Annotated in this window: 17 protein-coding genes and 1 pseudogene; 13 read left to right on the top strand and 5 right to left on the bottom strand. The window is 65.8% G+C overall.

What is annotated here, in order from left to right; all coding sequences use genetic code 11:
• The 7 genes from JSE7799_RS01960 (at window position 1) to JSE7799_RS01930 (ending at window position 9,768) form a co-directional block, all read left to right on the top strand.
• Window positions 1–3,966, top strand: a complete 3,966-nt coding sequence (locus JSE7799_RS01960; protein WP_055662105.1) for a baseplate multidomain protein megatron — start codon at window positions 1–3, stop codon at window positions 3,964–3,966.
• Between the two features lie 52 nt (window positions 3,967–4,018).
• Window positions 4,019–4,399 (top strand): hypothetical protein, encoded by a 381-nt coding sequence (locus JSE7799_RS01955; RefSeq protein ID WP_055662104.1) that lies wholly within the window; start codon window positions 4,019–4,021, stop codon window positions 4,397–4,399.
• Between the two features lie 74 nt (window positions 4,400–4,473).
• Complete coding sequence (locus JSE7799_RS01950; RefSeq protein ID WP_055662103.1) at window positions 4,474–5,550, top strand: DUF2793 domain-containing protein; 1,077 nt, start codon at window positions 4,474–4,476, stop codon at window positions 5,548–5,550.
• Window positions 5,551–5,563: 13 nt separating this feature from the next.
• Window positions 5,564–5,854: a DUF6127 family protein gene (locus tag JSE7799_RS01945; protein ID WP_055662102.1), complete on the top strand. Its 291-nt coding sequence runs from the start codon at window positions 5,564–5,566 to the stop codon at window positions 5,852–5,854.
• Window positions 5,855–5,927: 73 nt separating this feature from the next.
• Complete coding sequence (locus tag JSE7799_RS01940; protein ID WP_055662101.1) at window positions 5,928–6,602, top strand: YcbK family protein; 675 nt, start codon at window positions 5,928–5,930, stop codon at window positions 6,600–6,602.
• A complete protein-coding gene (locus JSE7799_RS01935) occupies window positions 6,599–6,856 on the top strand; it encodes a hypothetical protein (protein WP_055662100.1) in 258 nt (85 codons plus the stop codon). Before JSE7799_RS01940 ends, JSE7799_RS01935 begins: the two co-directional genes overlap by 4 nt.
• 419 nt (window positions 6,857–7,275) lie before the next feature.
• Window positions 7,276–9,768 carry a cation:proton antiporter gene (locus JSE7799_RS01930; protein WP_055662099.1) on the top strand — a complete coding sequence of 831 codons (2,493 nt, stop codon included), beginning with the start codon at window positions 7,276–7,278 and terminating at the stop codon, window positions 9,766–9,768.
• 174 nt (window positions 9,769–9,942) lie between these two features.
• Here the strand turns inward: JSE7799_RS01930 and JSE7799_RS01925 are convergent, their stop codons facing one another.
• Window positions 9,943–11,667, bottom strand: a complete 1,725-nt coding sequence (locus tag JSE7799_RS01925; protein WP_245624768.1) for a cation:proton antiporter — start codon at window positions 11,665–11,667, stop codon at window positions 9,943–9,945.
• Window positions 11,667–11,921, bottom strand: coding sequence for a helix-turn-helix domain-containing protein (locus JSE7799_RS01920; RefSeq protein WP_083480149.1), 255 nt, complete (start codon window positions 11,919–11,921; stop codon window positions 11,667–11,669). Before JSE7799_RS01920 ends, JSE7799_RS01925 begins: the two co-directional genes overlap by 1 nt.
• Before the next feature lie 123 nt (window positions 11,922–12,044).
• Between JSE7799_RS01920 and JSE7799_RS01915 the strand changes: the two genes are divergently transcribed.
• Window positions 12,045–12,908 carry a universal stress protein gene (locus JSE7799_RS01915; protein ID WP_055662097.1) on the top strand — a complete coding sequence of 288 codons (864 nt, stop codon included), beginning with the start codon at window positions 12,045–12,047 and terminating at the stop codon, window positions 12,906–12,908.
• A gap of 315 nt (window positions 12,909–13,223) precedes the next feature.
• Here JSE7799_RS01915 and JSE7799_RS01905 read toward each other — a convergent pair whose 3' ends face one another.
• The 3 genes from JSE7799_RS01905 to JSE7799_RS01895 are packed head-to-tail and all read right to left on the bottom strand — an operon-like array spanning window position 13,224 to window position 14,510.
• The gene (locus tag JSE7799_RS01905; protein ID WP_144431514.1) at window positions 13,224–13,646 is read right to left on the bottom strand and encodes a hypothetical protein; all 423 of its coding nucleotides are present in this window, start codon (window positions 13,644–13,646) and stop codon (window positions 13,224–13,226) included.
• Window positions 13,646–13,954: a YnfA family protein gene (locus JSE7799_RS01900; protein WP_055662094.1), complete on the bottom strand. Its 309-nt coding sequence runs from the start codon at window positions 13,952–13,954 to the stop codon at window positions 13,646–13,648. Before JSE7799_RS01900 ends, JSE7799_RS01905 begins: the two co-directional genes overlap by 1 nt.
• 7 nt (window positions 13,955–13,961) lie before the next feature.
• Entirely contained in the window at window positions 13,962–14,510 is a 549-nt protein-coding gene (locus JSE7799_RS01895) for a Crp/Fnr family transcriptional regulator (protein WP_055662093.1), read from the bottom strand.
• Between the two features lie 54 nt (window positions 14,511–14,564).
• Between JSE7799_RS01895 and JSE7799_RS01890 the strand changes: the two genes are divergently transcribed.
• The 5 genes and pseudogenes from JSE7799_RS01890 to JSE7799_RS01880 form a co-directional block, all read left to right on the top strand.
• The gene (locus JSE7799_RS01890) at window positions 14,565–15,155 is read left to right on the top strand and encodes a hypothetical protein (RefSeq protein WP_055662092.1); all 591 of its coding nucleotides are present in this window, start codon (window positions 14,565–14,567) and stop codon (window positions 15,153–15,155) included.
• A gap of 588 nt (window positions 15,156–15,743) precedes the next feature.
• Window positions 15,744–16,790, top strand: a pseudogene (locus JSE7799_RS21205) (type I restriction-modification system subunit M); the annotation flags it as partial.
• Between the two features lie 43 nt (window positions 16,791–16,833).
• Window positions 16,834–18,180 carry an N-6 DNA methylase gene (locus JSE7799_RS21500; protein ID WP_245624767.1) on the top strand — a complete coding sequence of 449 codons (1,347 nt, stop codon included), beginning with the start codon at window positions 16,834–16,836 and terminating at the stop codon, window positions 18,178–18,180.
• Between the two features lie 35 nt (window positions 18,181–18,215).
• Entirely contained in the window at window positions 18,216–18,470 is a 255-nt protein-coding gene (locus tag JSE7799_RS20260) for a restriction endonuclease subunit S domain-containing protein (protein ID WP_144431513.1), read from the top strand.
• A 60-nt stretch (window positions 18,471–18,530) separates the two neighbouring features.
• Window positions 18,531–19,561, top strand: a 1,031-nt coding sequence (locus JSE7799_RS01880) for an IS256 family transposase (protein WP_055662091.1), incomplete at its 3' end; no start/stop codon positions are given.

Here is a 19,561-nt window from a genome sequence, read left to right as displayed (position 1 = left end):
ATGGCAACGCTCGTTCTTGGTGCCGCTGGCGCCGCCATTGGCGGCAGCATCGGCGGCGCGATCCTCGGCGTCAGCGCCGCGACCATCGGCGGTTTCATCGGCTCTAGTATCGGCTCGGTCGTCGACAGCTGGATCATCTCGTCGCTGGCGCCCACGCAGCGCATCGAGGGTGCGCGGCTCGACACGCTGCGCATCACCTCGGCCACCGAAGGCGCGGTGATCCCGCGGCTCTATGGCCGGATGCGGATGGGCGGCAACATCATCTGGGCGACGGATTTCCGCGAGGAGACGAAGACCACCACGCAGGGCGGCGGCAAGGGCGGCGGGGGCGGAAAGGTCAAAACGACGGAGTATCTGTACTATGCCAGCTTCGCGGTGGCCTTGTGCGAGGGCCCGATCACCGGGATCGGCCGCATCTGGGCGGACGGCAAGCCGATGGACCTCTCCGGCGTCACGTGGCGCTGGTATCCCGGCGACGAGGTGCAGAGCCCCGATCCGTTCATCGCGGCGAAGATGGGCTCCGCCAACACGCCCGCCTATCGCGGCACCGCCTATGTGGTCTTCGAGGAGCTGGCGCTCTCGACCTACGGCAACCGCCTGCCGCAGCTCTCCTTCGAGGTGTTCCGCCCACTGGCCGATCCCGACACCGCCGAGGGGCTGACCCGCGCCGTCACCATGATCCCGGCATCCGGCGAATTCACCTACGCGACGCAAGCCATCCGCAAGACCGATGGCGGCGCGACGGTGCCCGAGAACCTGAACGCTCTGGCCGACTCCACCGACATGGTCGAAGCGCTGGACCGGCTGCAGGCGATGGCGCCTGCGGTCGAGAGCGTCAGCCTCGTCGTTGCCTGGTTCGGCGACGATCTGCGTGCAGGGTCCTGCAAGGTGCGGCCCGGCGTCGAGGTCTCGGCCAAGTCGACCACGCCCGCCAGCTGGTCGGTCAATGGCATCAGCCGGGCCAGCGCCTTCCTCGTCAGCCGGGATGCAGAGGATCGTCCGGTCTATGGCGGCACGCCGTCCGACTTCGCCGTGGTGCAGGCGATCCAGGAGATGAAGGCGCGCGGGCTGAGGGTGACCTTCTATCCGTTCATCCTGATGGACGTCCCTCCCGGCAACACGCTGCCGAACCCGTATTCGGACAACGCCGCCGAGGCAGGTCAGCCCGCGTTCCCCTGGCGTGGGCGGATCACCTGTTCGCCTGCCGCTGGTTTCGCGGGGACCGTGGACAAGACCGCCACGGCCGCAAGCCAGGTCGCTGCGCTGTTCGGCGCGGCCACGCCCGCCAGCTTCAGCGTCTCGGGTCAGACGGTTTCGTGGACAGGCACGCCCGGCGACTGGGGCCTGCGGCGCATGGTGCTGCACTACGCCCATCTCTGCGCGGCGGCGGGCGGCGTGGACGCCTTCCTCATCGGCACCGAGATGCCGGGGCTGACGACGATCCGGTCGGGCGCGGCCACATATCCGGCCGTGCAGGCGTATCGGGACCTGCTCGCGGATGCGCGCTCGATCCTCGGTGCCAGCACGAAGATCGGCTACGCCGCCGACTGGTCGGAATACTTCGGGCACCAGCCCGGCGACGGCAGCGGCGATGTGTTCTTCCATCTCGATCCGCTCTGGGCCGATCCGGAGATCGATTTCGTCGGCATCGACAACTACATGCCGCTGTCGGACTGGCGCGACGGGTTCGAACACGCGGATGCGGCCGAGGGCTGGCCCGCGATCTACGACCGGGCCTACCTGCAGGCAAACATCGCGGGCGGCGAAGGCTTCGACTGGTTCTACGCCAGCGCAGCGGATCGCACCGCGCAGGTCCGCACGCCGATCACGGATGGTGCGGTCAGCAAGCCGTGGGTCTTCCGCTACAAGGATCTGCGCGCCTGGTGGTCGAACGCGCATTACGATCGCCCGGGCGGGGTGGAGAGCGCGACGCCGACGGCGTGGGCGCCACACTCCAAGCCGATCTGGTTCACCGAGCTCGGCTGTCCCGCCATCGACCGGGGCACGAACCAGCCCAATGTCTTCTTCGATCCGAAATCGTCCGAGAGCTTCACGCCGCATTTCTCGCGGGGCTGGCGCGATGACGCCATCCAGCGTGCCTATCTCGAGGCGACCTATCTCTGGTGGGGCGAGGCCGCCAACAATCCGATCTCTGGCGTCTACGGCGACCGCATGGTGCAGGTGCCCGAATGCGCCGCCTGGACCTGGGACGCACGGCCCTATCCGTTCTTCCCGGCGCTGACCGACGTCTGGACGGACGGGGCGAACTGGCGGCTCGGCCACTGGCTGACGGGGCGGCTCGGCGCGGTGTCGCTTGCGGCGCTGGTCCGGCACCTCTGCCTGCGGGCCGGGATGCCCGAGTCGAGGATCGACGTCTCCGGCCTCTGGGGCGCGGTCGAGGGCTACGCCATCACCGCGCTGGAAAGCCCGCGCGCCTCGATCACCACGCTGTCGCGCCATTTCGGCTTCGACGCCGTCGAGACCGAGGGCGTGATCCGCTTCGTGATGCGCGGGCGGGCGTCCGTCGCTACCCTCGGGCCCGACGATCTGGTCGCCGCCCGCGAGGGCGACCTGCTGGAACTGACGCGCGGCCAGGAAACGGAACTGCCGCAGGCGTTGAAGTGGCAGATCGCGCGGGCGGACGAGGATTACGACGTGGCCCTCGTCGAGGCGCAACGCATCACCGTGGACACGACGCGGATCGCCTCGGAGTCCTTCCCGATGGCTGTGCCATCCGAGGAGGCCGAGCGCCGCTGCCGTCGCGCGTTGATGGAGGCGTGGGTGGGGCGCGAGACCGCGGCCTTCCGTCTGCCGCCCTCGCGCCTCGCCCTCGATCCGGCCGACGCGATCCGACTCGCGCATGACGGACGGCTGGTCGATCTGCGGCTCGTCTCTATCGCCGACGCCGAGGCACGCGGCATCGAGTCCGTCCATCAGGACCGGGCGAGCTATGACCTGCCGCCCGGCGATCCCCGTGCGGCGTCGCTGACGCGGGCCGTGGTGTTCGGCGCGCCGGATGCGATATTGATGGACTTGCCGCAGCTGACCGAAGACCAGCCCGCGCATCGGCCGCTGATCGCCGCGCACGCGGTTCCCTGGCCGGGCGAGATGGCGGTGTTCCGCAGTCCGTCGACGGACGGGTTCGAACTGCTGACCACGGCTCAGTCCCGCGCCCGGATGGGGGCACTGGTCTCCGACTTCTACCCGGGCCCCACCTCGCGTTTCGATGTCGGCAACGCGCTGGTGGTCGATCTGCTGACCGGCACGCTGGAGAGCGTCACCGACCTGACGCTGTTTGGCGGAGCGAACGCGCTGGCCATCGAGAGCGCGCCGGGGGTGTGGGAGATCGTGCAGGCGAGCACGGCCGAGCTGCTCGCGCCCGGCCGGTATCGGCTGACCCGGCTCCTGCGCGGCCAGCGCGGCACCGAAAGCGCCATGGGCAATCCGACGCCCGCCGGCGCGCGGGTCGTGGTGCTCGACGACAGTCTCGCCTCGCTGCCAATCGCCGAGGCCGATCTCGGCATTCCTTGGAACTGGCGCATCGGCCCCGCAAGCCGTCCGGTCAGCCACGAGACCTATGTGGCGCAGGCATTCATGCCGGTGGGCGTGGGGCTGCGGCCGTTCTCGGTCGCCCATGTCGAGCAGCCGTGGCGCAGGCCTCGCACGTCCGGCGATCTGACGCTCCGCTGGACGCGCCGGTCCCGCGCGCTCGCGGCCGACAGCTGGGGCGGGCTCGAGGTGCCGATAGCCGAGGAGACCGAGGCCTACGAGGTCGAGATCATCGACGGTGTCACCGTGAAGCGGGTGCTGAGCACGGACACCACCAGCGCGGTCTACACCGCCGCCCAGCAGACCGCCGACTGGGGCGCGGCGCTCGGCCCGGGCGACACGCTCGACATCCGCATCTTCCAGCTCTCCGCCCTCGTCGGGCGGGGCGCGCCCAAGACCGTCACGCTGACCTTTTGAGGCATGCAATGAGTTCTGGAAGTGCACGCATCCTGCGGCGTAAGCTTGGGTCATGCGCCCTGAAGACGAAGACCGTATAGCAGCCCAGCTTGCCAGAGTGATGGCCGTGGCCTGCGTGCGCAACACGCAGTTGGAGGCCCTGCATGCGGGCCGGACGCCCATCTCGCGCACCGGTGACGGCAGCGACGTCATCGTCCAAGATGCAGAGGGCAACCGCATTCCCTGGTCCGAGGTCTCTCGGATCGATGACGACGAGATGCGCGCGCTCATGCGCGAGATTGTCGATCGGCTCTACACCTTCCATCTGCGGATCGATGACCCGGCCTTCCGTGCCGAAATTGATCGCTGGGCCGCGATGACCGCGAAGTGGGACGCGGCGAAACCCGACCCAGTTCTGTCCGCGATTCCGGGGAAGACGCCCGAGCGCGGGTAGCTCGTCAGCACCACCGCTGCGCCACTGTTCGCCGCCTGCCATGCAGGCGGCCTTCTTCGTTCTGGAGACCGTCCATGTCCGATGCCACGACCCATCTGCTGCTGCCCTACATCCTGGCGGCGCAGGCCCAGAAGCACGTCACCCAAAACGAGGCGCTGAGGATCCTCGACGGACTCGTGCAGCTCTCCGTCCTCGACCGGGACCTGACCGCGCCACCCGGAAGCCCCGCCGACGGCGACCGATACATCGTCGCCTCCGGCGCAACGGGCGACTGGGCGGGCTGGGATCTGAACGTCGCGCTTTGGACCGATGGCGCGTGGCTGCGTCTGCCACCCCGGACCGGCTGGCGGGCGTGGGTCGAGGACGAGGGCCTGTTGCTCGTCTACGACGGTGCAGCCTGGATCGGAACGACACCCACGGCGCTGCAGAACATGGCGCTGCTGGGGCTCGGCACCACGGCGGGCGCCGCGAACCCGTTCTCGGCCAAGCTCAACGCCGCGCTCTGGACGGCGAAGACCGTGGCCGAGGGCGGGACCGGCGATCTGTTCTACACCATGAACAAGGAGGCCGCTGGCGACGATCTCGGGCTGACGTTGCAGACCGGCTTCGTGACCAAGGCGCTGGTCGGGCTGTTCGGCTCAGACCGCTTCCGGCTCGCGGTCTCGGCCGACGGCAGCACCTTCTTCGACGGGCTCAGCGTCGACAACGCCAACGGCATCGTCGACCAGCCCCGGCTCCCGCGGTTCAAGGCATGGACCAACTACGACAACTATGTCGGCGTCGGGACCTGGACGAAGATCGGCCTCAACAACACCGACTACAACGATCAGGGGGCCTTCGACGCCGCGAACAACCACTACGTGGCGCCTGTGGACGGCACCTACCTCTTCGGCGCGACGCTGCTCTACAAGATCAACGCCAGCACCGCGGCGCGCATGAGCGGGCGGCTCGTGCTGAACGGCGGGACTGAGATCCGCGGCTCATTTGGGGAGATCAGCGGGGCTCACGTCTCCGATGCCACGGCGCTCTGGCTGCAGACCATGGTGCCGCTGACAGCGGGCGACACCGTCGAACTCCAAGGGTACTTCCGCGCGGCCGACGGCTACTTCGCCGCCAACCACACCTCTTTCTGGGGCGCGAAGATCGGCTGACGAGGAGGATGCCATGACGGTACGCCGCAACGATCAGGGCCACGTCCGCATGCCCGAGCCGGAGTTCGAGGCGATCCTCGCGCGGGCGGCCGAGGAAGGCGCGAAACGCGCGCTGGCCGATGTCGGTCTCGACGGCGACGAGGCCGCGCTCGACATCCGAGATCTGCGCTCCCTCGTGGATTGCATTCGTCTGGTGCGGCGCACGGCGATGCAGACCGCCGTCCGCATGATCACCACTGGCGTCATGCTGGCGCTGCTCGCGGGCATCGCCATCAAGCTCAAGATCTTCGGCGGCAGCCCGTAGCCGCTCACCATCCCATCCATCAGCCCAACCGCGCCCGCCCTTGAGGCGGGTTTTTCGTTTTCGGAGGATTCTCATGACCACGACCTTCCACCGCCATTGGCGCGACTTGCCTGAGGGCACCTGGCGCTGGCCCAACTTCTCGCCCGCCGAGATCGCCTGCCGCGGCACCGGCAAGCTGCTCATCAACGAACCCGCGCTCGACAAGCTGCAAGCGCTGCGCGACCGGCTGGGCAAGCCGCTGATCGTGCGCTCGGCCTATCGCAGCCCCGAGCACAACCGTGCCGTTGGCGGCGCCACCCGGTCGAAGCACATGGACGGCGGCGCCTTCGATATCGCCATGACGAACCTCGACCCGGTGGCGTTCGAGGCGGCGGCGCGCGAGGTCGGATTCCTCGGCTTCGGCTTCTATCCGCGCTCGGGGTTCATCCATATCGACCTTGGGCCCGCGCGTCAGTGGGGCGAGCGGTTCCCGGTCCGGGCGACAGCATTTGCAGCCGAGACGCCGCCCGCGCGCGAAGTGCTGGCCGACAGCCGCACCATGAAGGGCGGCGGGGCGGCCGGTGTGGCGACGTTGGGTGCTGCGGGCGTGGAGGTCGCGCAGAGCGTCCTGGCCGAGACCCAGTCCGCCATCCTGCCGCTCGTGCCATATCTCGACACGCTCCGCTGGGTGTTCATCGCAGTGGCGCTCGGCGGCATCGCGGTCACGATCTACGCCCGGCTCGATGACTGGCGCCGGGGGCGGCGGTGATCGGCACCTTGCTCGGCGGGATCGCCACGAGCCTGTGGATGCGGGCGGCGCTGCGCTACGGCGCCTTCGCGCTCGCGGTACTACTGTTCCTGCTCGCACTCCGGCGCTCCGGCGAACGCACGGGCCGCCTCGCCGAACGTCTCGGAACCTTGGAGAAGACCAATGATGTCCAACGCCGGATGCTGGATGCGGCGGCTCGCCGTCCTCGCGATCGCAACGAGCTTGCTCAGCGGCTGCGCGACGGACGGTTCTGAGTCGGGCAGGCTCGCGGCGTGCCCACCGGTGGTCGAGTATGGCCGCGAGTTCCAGGCACGGGCGGCCGAGGAACTGGGGATGCTGCCGCAAGGCTCGTCGATCGCGGAGATGCTGAGCGATTATGCTGTCGTAAGAGATCAGCTCCGCGCCTGCCGAGGGACGGGTACGACCGGCTTAGGTAGGTGATCGTTGCGCACAGTAGCCCTGATTGGGTTCCGGACATCGCTGCCGGAGCAACGCCGCTGCGAGATAATGACCGGACTGCTGCCTAAACGGCGACCATAGGCAGGTTTCTCACAGGCGCAGTTCGCCATCGGCGGAAGCGGATCGAGCGCCAATACGAGGAAATCTTGCCCTTCTTGGCGACAATCGAGCCCTGCCGATTCCCCGCGCCTGAATTTCCAGCTATTTCAGGATTATGGATATCGTTCTGGTCACCACTGTCATCGCGTCCCTGTTTCTCGTTATCGGCGCGGCGGAGCCGCTCGCCGCGCGCCTTCGTATGCCCTACAGTGTGATCCTCGCCGTGCTCGGCATATTGATCGGTGCGGGGGCGATCTTCTTCCTGCGGACGGAGCTGACCGACGCGCTCAACCCCGTGGCCGAGGCCATTCTCGGGCTGCCGATCCGCTCCAACGTCTTTCTTTACGTGTTCCTGCCGACGCTGCTGTTCCAGGCGACGCTGGGGATGAACCTGCGCCGGATTCTGGACGACTGGGTGCCGATCCTCGTGCTCGCGGTCGTGGCCGTGGTCGTTGCGACGCTGAGCGTGGGCTACGCCCTCGCTTGGGCGAGCGCGCTGCCGCTCGCGGCTTGCCTGCTGATTGGCGCGATCGTGTCCACGACCGACCCGTCCGCGGTGGTCACCATCTTCCGCTCGATCTCTGCGCCCCGCAGGCTCGCGCGGATCATCGAGGGCGAGAGTCTTCTGAACGACGCCGCGGCGATCGCGCTCTTCGGCGTGTTCATGGGCTTTGTGATGCTGGGGATGCCGGATCCCGACCTTGACGAGGCGCTGTCGCGATTTCCGGTCCTGATCGCGGGCGGCGCGTTCACGGGCTGGCTGGCGGCGCGGGTGGCGGTCTGGATGATGGCGCTCTTCAGCCGGCATGAGTTGGCTCAGATCTCGATTTCGATCGCGCTGCCCTACCTCGCCTATATCGGAGCGGAGCAAAGCATCGGCGCCTCGGGCGTCATCGCCGTGGTGGCCGCGGGGCTGACGCTGAACCTGACCGGACCCGGGCGCCTGCCGCCGCAGGCTTGGGCGAACCTGCGCGAGATCTGGGACGTGCTGGCGCATTGGGCCGGGGCGCTGATCTTCATTCTCGCCGCGCTGCTGATCCCGCGACTTCTCGAGGAGGTGCGGCTTGAGGATTTTGTGCTGGTCGGCGTGGTGATCCTCGCCGCCATCGCCGCTCGGGCAGTGATCCTGTTCGGGCTTCTGCCGCTGCTGACCGCGCTGAAGCTTTCCCCCGAGGTGGAACGGCCCTACCGGGTGGCGATCCTCTGGGGCGGCTTGCGGGGCGCTGTGACGCTGGCTCTGGCGCTGGCGGTGACAGAAAGCTTTCGCGTGCCGGATGAGATCAGCCGCGTCGTGGGCATCCTCGCCACGGGTTTCACGCTCTTCACCCTCATCGTGCAGGGCACGACGCTGAGGACCATGATCGGCTGGCTCGGCCTCGACCGCCTGTCGCCGATCGACCAGGCGCTGTCGCGGCAGGTGGTCGCCGTGGCGCTACAGACGGTGCGCGAGGACGTGGCGCGCACCACCGAGAACTACGAGCTGAGCCACGATACCGTGCGGTCCGAGGCCAAGCGGTTCGGCGTGCGCCTGGACGCGGCCGTGAAATCGGCGGAGGACAGCGCCGACATCCTCGACCGCGACCGGGTCACGCTCGGCCTGATTGCGGTCGCGGGTCACGAGCGCGACACGATCATCGAGCGCGTGCGCGACCGGACGATCTCGGCGCGCATGGCCGAACAAATCCTGTCGGATGCCGACCGGCTGATCGAGGGCGCGCGCAGCCAGGGGCGAAGCGGTTACAACCGCGCGGCGCGGCGCAGCGTCGCCTATGGTCGGGGGTTCCGTGTCGCCGTGCTTTTGAACGGTCGTTTGCGCCTGTCCGGGCCGCTGGCGCGCATGACCGCCGACCGGTTCGAGCTGCTGCTCTCGCAGCGGCTGATCCTGCGCGATCTGGGCACCTTCATCGACGGGCGCATCCGGCGCATTCACGGCCGGCGGGTGGCGGACCTGCTTCACGAGCTGCTCGCCCGGCGGATCGAGACGGTGGAAACCGCGCTTGAGGGGCTGCGCCTGCAATACCCGGGCTATGCCGAGAAACTGGAGCGCCGCTTCATCAGGCGAACGACCCTTCGGCTCGAGGAGCGGGAATACACGGCGATGCGCGAGGACGGGCTGATCGGCGCCGAGGTCTACACTGCGCTGATGCAGGACCTCGATGCGCGCCGGGCCGTCGCTGAGGAACGCCCGCATCTCGACATCGCGCTGCAGCGGGCAGAGTTGGTCCGGCAATTCCCGCTCTTCGCCGAGATCGACGATGCCGTGCTCAAGCGACTCGGCCGTGCGCTCGAGACGCGCTACGTCAATGCCGGCGAGGTGATCATCCGCAAGGACAGCGCCGCCAGGAGCGTTTTCTTCATTGCCTCGGGGGCGGTGGAACTGGAAACCGCCGGGCAGACCTGGCGGCTCGGGCGGGGTGAGATGTTCGGTCAGATGGCAATCCTGATGAAGAAGGCCCGCCGCGCCGAGGTGCGCGCCATCGCCCCCTCGACGCTGCTCGTGCTCGACGAGGCGCGGTTCCGCCGCCTGCTGGACCGCAGCGCAGCCCTGCAGGACGCCGTCCGCGCAAGCGCCGAGAAGCGCGGGGTCGACCCGGACGACCTGTTCTAAGGCACCACCGTCGCGCGCGCGGAATGAGGATCGCGCGACGGCGTCACCTCAGTCCAGCGTCGCGTCGAACTCGATGACGTTGTGCCCGTCCTCGGTCGTGGGCGGCCGATGATCTTCGCATTCGCGAAATCCGACCCGGAAAACTCGGTCGACCGGTCATGATGAACTCATGGATCAGGATGCCTGCTTCTCTTCCGTTTCGATGGACGGGATCTCGGTCCGCTCTTCCTCCGGGGCGCCGCAAAGGAGATCCACTGCCCGGTCAGCGGCATCCTGGAATGGCTCCAGCACCATGTCCGCGCCGGAGGCGAAGAGTTCCTCTGTGTCCTTGGGATGATGCGAGCCCACGGCCACGCGCCCGCGGAAGCCGGAGGTGCGTGTGAGCTGGATCAGCGTCGTGCGCGTGTCCTCGTGGCTGAGGCCTGTCGGGTGGATCGGCACGGTCGAGACGATCCATTCCGCCCGCGCCAGTGGAAGTTCGGCCACGAATTCCGGATCGGTCGCGTCGCCGAACTCTGTTTCGAGCCCCAGTTCGCGCCAGCGACGCACAGCCAGAGGGTTGAAGTCGACCCCGAGCACCCGGATGCCCCGCTTCTTCAGGCGCATTCCGATCGCCGTGCCGAACCGGCCCAGCCCGAATATTATCACCTTGTAGCCGTCCTCGCGATGCGACCCGGCCTCGGATGGCTCGCGCGGCGTACCCTTGCGCTCGAACGCGCCGAGCAGCGGCTCGCACACGGAATAGAGCTGATGGGAGTAGGTGATCATGTAGGTCGAGGCGGCGATGGTCACGAGCCCGACCATGGTGACGAGGCCGAGCGCGTCTTCCTGCACATGGCCGAGCGACACCCCCATGGCCACGAAGATGAGGGAAAACTCGCTGATCTGCGCGACTGTCAGGCCGGCGAGGAAACCGGTGCGCTTGCGGTAGCCCATGGCCCCCATGATCGCCAGAACGATGAGCGGGTTGCCGATCAGCACGAACAGCGAAAAGACGATGGCACCGGTCACATGCGCGCCGAGTAGCGACAGGTCGAGCGCCGAGCCGAGCGCGATGAAGAAGAAGAGAAGAAGGAAGTCGCGCAGAGGTGCGAGCCGCGCCGCGATGGTTTCGCGATAGGGCGTCGAGGCGAGCGCGACGCCGGCCAGCAGGCCGCCCACCTCCTTGCCGAGGCCGACGATGTCGCCGGCCGCCGCGAACATCGCCGCCATGGCGATGGCGAAGATCACGAGAAGCTCCGGCGCGTGCGCCAGCCGCTCGGTCAGCGGATTTGCGACATAGCGGACGAAGAGGATGACGAGGGCCACCATCGCCACGCCCGAGGCCAGCACGATCGGGACCGACCCGCCGCCACGGCCGCCGTCACCGGCCGCGCCGATCCCGATGGCCGAGAGCACGATCATCGCCAAAACGACGACGAGGTCCTGCACGATCAGGAAGCCCAGCGCGATCTGGCCGTGCAGGCTGTCGATCTCGCGCTTGTCCGACAGCAGTTTCACGATGATGATCGTCGAAGAAAAGGTCAGCGCCACGGCGACGTAGAGGCTGGTGACATGCCCGAGCCCGAGCGCGAGCCCGATCAGGTAGCCGAAGATCGACGTGAACGCGACCTGGCCCAGCCCGGTCAACAACGACACCGCCCCGAGAGAGCGGATGAGCTTCACGTCGAGCTTGATGCCGACGAGGAACAGAAGCACCGCGATCCCGAGTTCGGAAAGCAGGCTGATCTGCTCGTCCGACCGGACCAGGTCCAGCGCCGAGGGACCTGCGATCAGGCCGACCGCGATGAAGCTCACGATCAGCGGCTGGCGCAGGATGATCCCGAGAAACCCGATAACTGCGGCAAGCACGAGAAGCGCGGCGATCTCCGCAAACGGCGACTGAACAATCACCTCCATCAATTCTTCTGTTCCTTCGTCTTCTGTGCTGCTGACTCCTCCGGAGATGTGTCCGTGCCGCCATTGGGCCTGTCGGCGGGCCGCGTCGCGTGACCTTCGAGGAAGGCGTCGAGGTCGTCCGGGCCGATCCGCCATCCCTTGCCGATATCGATCGCCCTGAGCTCGCCGTCCTTGATCCAGCGTCGTACTGTGACCTCGTTGACCCGCAGAAGGTCCGCGACCTCCTTCACGGTCCGATATTGCTCGCGTGACATGCTGGCGCCTTTTCACCGAGTTTGGCTTAAGATAGCGTATTATAGAGCAGATCAGATGATTCAGACAGAGCTTGACGCGTCGCAGCGCGTCGCTCCCAGAAGTGAGGCCCGGGACCGGAGACGATGAAGACAATCATGGTGGCAACGGACCTTTCGGAACGGTCGGATCGGGCGCTGCGGCGCGCGACTCTGCTGGCCCGCCAGTTCGAAGCCGCCATGCTCCTGATCCATGTCGTCGACGACGATCAGCCGCGCCGGATTGTGGACGTCGAGTGGGACGAGGCCTCGACGCTTCTGCGCCAGATGGCTGCAACGCTTCGGGATGTCGATGGCGTGGCGTGCGAGCCGCGCGTCATCCTCGCATCTCCCTTCGTCGGCATCGCTCAGGCGGTGGCGGACGCAGCGCCCGACATTCTGGTGATCGGGTCGCATCGACGGCAGGTGCTCAGGGACGTGTTTGTCGGCACCACGGCAGAGCGGACGATCCGGTCGGTGGAGTGCCCGGTCCTGATGGCGAACGCCACGCCGGCCGGGCACTACCGCCACGTGCTGCAGACGACTGACCTGTCCGATGGCTCGCGCGACGCGTTGCTGAGGTTCCAGGCGCTGGGACTTGGCGACCATGCGCGAACGTCGCTGATTTATGTATTTGATGCTCCTGCGCTCCGTCTCGCCTTCAGTCATTCGATCCCGAAAGATGATCAGAAACACTATCTCGAGGATGAACAGCGGGACGCTGCTCTCGAACTTGCTCGATTCCTCTCCTCGACGAATCTCGCTCGGCTACGACAGATCGTGCGTTACGAGGCTTCGCAAGCACCGCACGAGATCCTGAAGGCGGCCACCGAAGAGCACGCTGACCTGATCGTGATGTCCACCCATGGTCGAAGCGGACTGGCCAAGATGCTCATCGGAAGCGTCACGGAGCAGGTGCTCAAGACAGCGCAGATCGATGTCCTCGCCATTCCTCCGCAACGCGGAGAATGAGCCAGGCGTCGGCTTTGCAACACCGAATGCGGGTCGCAGGTCAGTCCTCGAGTGCCAGCCAGATCTGTCGTGCAGCCGCTCGCGGTCCGCGGAGCGCCTCCCTCAAGGTCATCAGTCGTTGCTCTATGGGCTGCGAAGCGCCAGTTTTTCCGGGGCTCTGAGCCTCGAAGAGAACCTTGCGTTCCCCGTCGACCTCCACGAGGGACCATATCTCATGCCGCAACGCGCTACCTTCACCAAGCGACCGTTCATGCAGAGTCCTGATGTAGGTCAGCGAGCTGAGAGGCAGATGGCTCTCTCGGTGGCCGCCACTTTTCATGTCCCGAGCAGCGGATTGCCGAAGATCGCTGCGAGCAGATTGCCGACCTGGACGCCCAGAATATGCAGGAAGATCGCCTCCACAAAGGCCATCGACCAAAGCCTTCTGGCAAACAAGCCGTCATAATAGGCCCATACGAGGGCGACGATGTAGGAAACGCCGTTGAGCTTCAGGTTGGCTTCGGGATCTTCGCCGAGAACAAGATAGAGCGCCGTCCCAAGTAGAACGCCGCGCCACATCAGCGCGCCGGTGGGACGAAGCGTGTCCGCGCTGATCCCGGTTCGCTGCAGTCGCTCTACGAGCCCGTCAAAAAATCTCACGTTGTTCATGTCGTGTTCTTTAACAGATTCCACCGATGGATGCCACGCCGAGGTCGTCGCCGTGCCGTCTGAGGACTGCCGCGCGGCTTGGCCACCCATCAGCTTCGTTGCGGCAAGAGGATCACCGCGCTGCCAATCAGGCAGAGCGCGAGGCCAGCGGCGTCCCACCGGTCGGGCCGACGCCCTTCGACCAGCCACATCCAGAGCATCGAGCTCGCAATGTAGACCCCGCCGTAGGCGGCATAGGTGCGCCCCGCCAAGGCGGTGTTGGCGCGCGTGAGTACCCAGGCGAACAGCGCGAGACTGGCGATGCCCGGGATCAGCCAGAACAGTGACTTGTCCAGCCGCGCCCACGTCCAGAAGGCGAAGCATCCCGCTTCTCCGCGAATGCCGCGATCAGATACCAAGCGAAAGTCATGCGCGGTTCTCTGTTCGGCGCCGCGCCAATTCGCGATAGAGCGCTTCCCGCGTTATGCCCAATTCGGCGGCCACCTCCTGCCAGCGGCCCTTCTCGGGCAGGCTGTTTCCTTCTCCAAGCCAGGCATCGAGGCGATCCGCGACCTTCGGCAAGGAGCGGATCTCTGACCTGAACCTTGCAGCTTGAACACTGCGCGCCAGCATGGCGGACCAACTTGCGGCAATCGCTGGATCATCCGCGAGCGCGCTCAGAAAGCGGGATTTCGGCAAGCCTGCGACGACGCTTTCCTCGGCGGCGACGGCATCGCAGTGATACCGGGATGAATATGCTGAGGCTTCGGCGACGACCCCGCCCGGACCCGCGTTCTGCAAAACCATTTGCGCGCCATGCGTCGTGTGGCGATGCAGATGCACTCTGCCGGAGCGCACCATGTAGATGTTGGCGACATCTTCGCCCGCTGCGAAAAGCGTCTCACCAGCGGCAAGCCCGGTGTCGCCGGCATCCTGAAAAAGCAAGGAAATCGACGTCGGCATGATCTTGATCATATGGCTATCGGCAATCCTCTGCAACAAGGGGGCTATGCACCCACTGGAGGCCCCATGATCCGTTTTGCGTTAGTCGTCACCCTTCTTGCGTCGCCCGGTCTCGCGCTGGCTCAGGATGCGGCCGGTCAGCATGGCGGGATGCGGCATGTGCCCGGGATGTCCCGCGGCGGCCACGGGATGAACGCGGACGCCTTGCCCGCAGAGCTCATGGAGGGGGGACAATCCGCCTTCGCTGCCATTCAGGAGATTGTCGCGCAGCTGATGGCGGATCCGGAGACGGACTGGAGCCGCGTCGATATCGAGGCGCTTCGCCAGCATCTGATCGACATGGACAACGTGACGCTCCGCGCCCGCGTCCGCGTCGAGGAGATCGACGGCGGTGCCCGCTTCGAGGCGACTTCGGCGGACGCGGGCGTCACCAGCTCGATCCGCGCCATGGTCTCGTCCCACGCAGCGACGATGGATGGTGTCGAGGGCTGGACCATGCAGGCGGCGGAGATCCCGGGTGGCGCGGCCTTGGTCGTGACCGGCGCCGACCCTGACCGCTTCAGGGCCCTCGGGTTCATTGGCGTGATGACGGTGGGCATGCATCACCAAGCCCATCACCTCGCGCTGGCGGCCGGGCAAAATCCACACGCGCATTGATCCGAGAAGGACACCAACGGTTCGGGGCTCGCTTTACCGAATGGGACTTCGGCGCGCGCGATCACGGACGGACGAAGCGCGACGCGTAATTCGAGATTAATGAAAACAATGACTTAAGGTGGAGAAGGTTGGAAATCAGGCCCATCCCCTCCGCCACTTGCCACTGCGAAAGCGTTCTCCCGATCCGGCCGCGGCCGGATTTTCTTGTTATATTCAAGGGTTATGTGGGTGAGGCTGAGCACCGGCTCGGTCGCCAAGAGCCCCCGAAGCGGTCTCTCAGGGCCGATATTCTCCGGACCTGATGACTGCCCGGATTTGGTGAATAGCTTGTAAGTCTTCGAAAAGACGCAAATTCTTCGGGCAGGCAGCTGAACACTTCGATGACAGTCGCGCTCGGCGAGATGGAACGGAAATCGAACATTCGCTGTCGGATAACGGATAGCCTCTTCTCTTGCCGAACTACTCCGACGAGGACCCCGCTCAGCGAAGCGGGCTGGACAGTGCTTGCAGGTCCCAGCCTTGCCGGGGCACTTTCACAAAGCTGTACGAGGTGCGAGACCCGTCAAGGCATTGGAATTGAGGCGCGGCATGGCAATCAAGAAAAGTGACATCTACCGATCCTTGTGGGACAGCTGCGACCAGCTTCGGGGCGGCATGGATGCGTCGCTCTACAAGGACTACATCCTCACACTGCTCTTCGTGAAGTACGTCTCCGACCGGGCGGGTCAGCAGGATGCCCTGATCGAAGTTCCCGAGGGCTGCTCCTTTGAGGACATCCGGAAGCTGCGCGGCACCAAGGACATCGGTGAAGGCATCGACAAGGCCATCGCGGGGATCGCCGAGGCGAACGACCTCAAGAACGTCATCGACCGGGCCTACTTCAACGACACCGAGAAGTTCGGGCGCGGCGCCAAGATGGTCACCACGCTCACCGCCCTCATCAACATCTTCAGCCGCGAGGAGCTGAACTTCAGCCGCAACCGGGCGGATGGCGACGACATCCTGGGCGACGCCTACGAGTATCTGATGCGGAACTTCGCGACCGAGTCCGGCAAGAGCAAGGGCCAGTTCTACACGCCCGCCGAGGTCTCGCGTGTCGTCGCCGCCGTGGCGGGCGTGGACCGCGCCACCAGGCCGAAGCAGACCGTCTACGACCCCACCTGCGGTTCGGGCTCGCTCCTGCTGAAGGCCGCTGACGCCGCCGATGTCAGCCTGACCATCTACGGCCAGGAGATGGACATCACCACTCGCGGCCTCGCCAAGATGAACATGATCATGCACGGGCGGGAGGACGCCGAGATCGCCCAGGGCGACGTGATCGGCGAGCCGCAGTTCAAGGCGTCCGAGACAGAGCTCCAGACGTTCGACTTCCTAGTCGCCAACCCGCCCTTCTCGGCCAAGGCGTGGGGATCGGGTCTCACCAGCGACACCAGGTTCGGGCGGTTCGACCTCGGGATGCCGCCCGACAAGAACGGCGACTTCGCTTTCCTGCTGCACATCCTCGGCTCCATGAAGGCCACCGGCTCGGGCGCCGTCATCCTCCCCCACGGCGTGCTCTTCCGGGGCAACAAAGAAGCAGAGCTGCGGGAGAAGATCCTCAAGCGCGGCTACATCAAGGCGATCATCGGCCTGCCGGCTAACCTCATTCTACGGCACCGGCATCCCCGCCTCGATCATCGTGCTGGACAAGTCCGCCGCCTGTGCCGAGCGGCCCGTCTTCATGATCGACGCCTCGCGGGGCTTCATGAAGGACGGCAACAAGAATCGCCTGCGCGAACGGGACATCCACAAGATCGCCGACGCCTACACCCGGCAGGCCGAACTCCCCGGCTACTCCTGTCTCGTTCCCTACGCCGAGATTACGCGCAATGACTTCAACCTGAACATCCCGCGCTACATCGACGGCTCCGATCCCGAGGATCTTCAGGACATCGAAGCGCACCTGAAAGGCGGCGTCCCGAACCGCGATATCGACCTGTTGGCCAATTTCTGGGAGGTAATGCCCGGCATCCGCGCCACGCTCTTCGGACCGAACCCGCGCCCGGGCTATTCCGATCCGCTGGTCGAGCCGGAGGAGGTCCGGACTACCATCCGCAACCATCCCGAGTTCGGCGCCTTCCGCGACCGAATCCACGCCATCCTCGACGGCTGGGCCGGGCAGAACGCGCCGCTCATGGATGGCATACAGGTGGGAGACAAGCCCAAGGCGCTGATCCACACCATCGCCGAGGACATGCTGACTCGCTTCGCAGAGGCGCCGCTCATCGACCAATACGAGGCCTATCAGCGGCTCATGGCCTACTGGGCCGAGGTGATGCAGGACGATGTCTTCATCATCGCCCACGACGGCTGGGAGGCTGCGAAGGAGCTGCGCGAGGCCCGCAAGGAGGTCGATGGCAACAAGGTCAAATGGCTGGAAGAGGCCGACCTGACCGTGAACAAGGTGCGCCTTGTGGCTGATGTTGTCCCGCCCCGGCTGATCGTCGCCCACTTCTTCCCTCAGATGCAGCAGGAGCTGGAGGATGCGCAGGCCAAGGCCGAAGAACTGGGCCGCGAGATCGAAGAGCTGGTCGAGGAACACGGGGCCGAGGGCGGGCTGCTGGCCGATGCGCTGACCGAGGCGGGCAAGCTGACGGCAGCCTCGGTCAAGGCGCGCATGAAGGACAGCGCGGTCGAGCCGGAGGAGGCGAAACTGCTAAAGCAGGTGGCCAAGCTGATGACGGCCGAGACGGCGGCAAAGAAGGCGGTCAAGGAAGCCGAGGAGGCGCTGATCGAGGCCACGCTGAAGAAATATCCCGATCTGACCCAGGACGAGATCCGCTCGTTGGTCGTGGATGACAAATGGCTGACCGACATCGCCGGGCTGATCGAGGCCGAGATCGAGGCGCGGACGGAGCATCTGACCGCCCGCGTGCGGGTGCTGACGGAGCGGTATGGGCACACGCTGCGGGAATTGACTGAGAACTTTGGCGCGCTCGAAAGCAAGGTGGCCGATCTCCTGCGCGCCATGGGGTTCGCGCAATGACCTCAAGCTGGACCGAGAAGCCTCTCGGGGAAATCATGACGCTCCAACGTGGGTTCGACCTTCCCAAAAAGGAACGTCGTGAAGGGCAGGTTCCGATTATCTCATCATCAGGAGCCGAAGCCTTCCACGCAGTTCCGGCCAAGCAAGGCCCCGGTGTTGTCACCGGGCGCTATGGGACCATTGGAAAGGTCTATTATTCCGAAGAACCCTACTGGCCTTTGAATACCACGCTCTTCGTGTCGAACTTCCACGGCGAGTTATGTCCGAAAGTTGGTGATGGCCTGAAGTAGGCGGCATATCATGGCGGTGTTCACGCGCCGTCAGTCTCAAAAGAGAAAGGATATGCCACCATGGCCAAATCTACCGTTGTCCCGTTCGAACTGCCATCGGAATTTTCTGCGGATCCGTTGACCGAGGTAATCCAAGCTGGGGCCAAGGAGCTTCTGCGAACGGCGGTTCAGGCGGAGGTATCCGCCTTCCTCGCCGAGCATGCGCATCTTCTGGACGAGGAGGGCCGCCAGCGTCTTGTGCGCCATGGTTTTCTGCCCGAGCGCGAGATGATGACCGGGATCGGGACCATTCCTGTGCAGGTCCCGCGCGTGCGCGATCGCGGCCGCAATGAAGATGGGAGCAAGATCAAGTTCCGCTCGGCGCTGGTACCGCCGTATTTGCGCAAGGCGAAGTCGGTCGAGGAGTTGCTACCTTGGCTGTACCTGAAGGGCATCTCGACGGGCGACTTCAGCGAGGCACTGGCGGCGCTCCTCGGACCTGATGCCGAGGGGCTGTCGTCCTCGACCATCACGCGTCTGAAGGCCGCGTGGTGGGAGGAGTACGAGGCCTGGCGCAAGCGCGATCTCACGGGCAAGCGCTACGTCTACATCTGGGCGGATGGGGTCTACTTCACGCCACGCCTGGACGGCGATCGCCAATGTATGTTGGTGATTATTGGCGCCGACGAATACGGCGAGAAGGACATTCTCGCCATCACAGACGGGTTCCGTGAGAATGCCGACAGCTGGTGCGACCTGCTGAAAGGGCTGAAGAAGCGCGGCCTGACTGTGCCCCCGGAACTGGCCACAGGCGATGGTGCGCTCGGGTTCTGGACGGCCCTGCGGGATGTCTTCCCCGACACGCGCGAGCAGAGATGTTGGGTTCACAAGACCGCCAATGTGCTGGGCGCGACCCCCAAATCCATGCATGAAAGGGTCAAGGCCGATCTGCAAGACATCTGGATGGCCGAGACGAAGAAGGAGGCGAATGCCGCCTTCGATCTCTTCGTCGAAATCTACGGCGCGAAGTACGAGAAGGCTGTGGCCAAGCTGGTGAAAGACCGTGACGAGCTGCTGGCCTTCTACGACTTCCCGGCCGAGCACTGGAAGCA

Origin of the sequence: Jannaschia seosinensis (assembly GCF_001408515.1) — a bacterium.
In the GTDB taxonomy this organism is placed as follows: Bacteria; Pseudomonadota; Alphaproteobacteria; order Rhodobacterales; family Rhodobacteraceae; genus Jannaschia; species Jannaschia seosinensis.
Note: the sequence above shows the minus strand (reverse complement) of the source record. Positions and strands in the feature narration are given on the sequence as shown.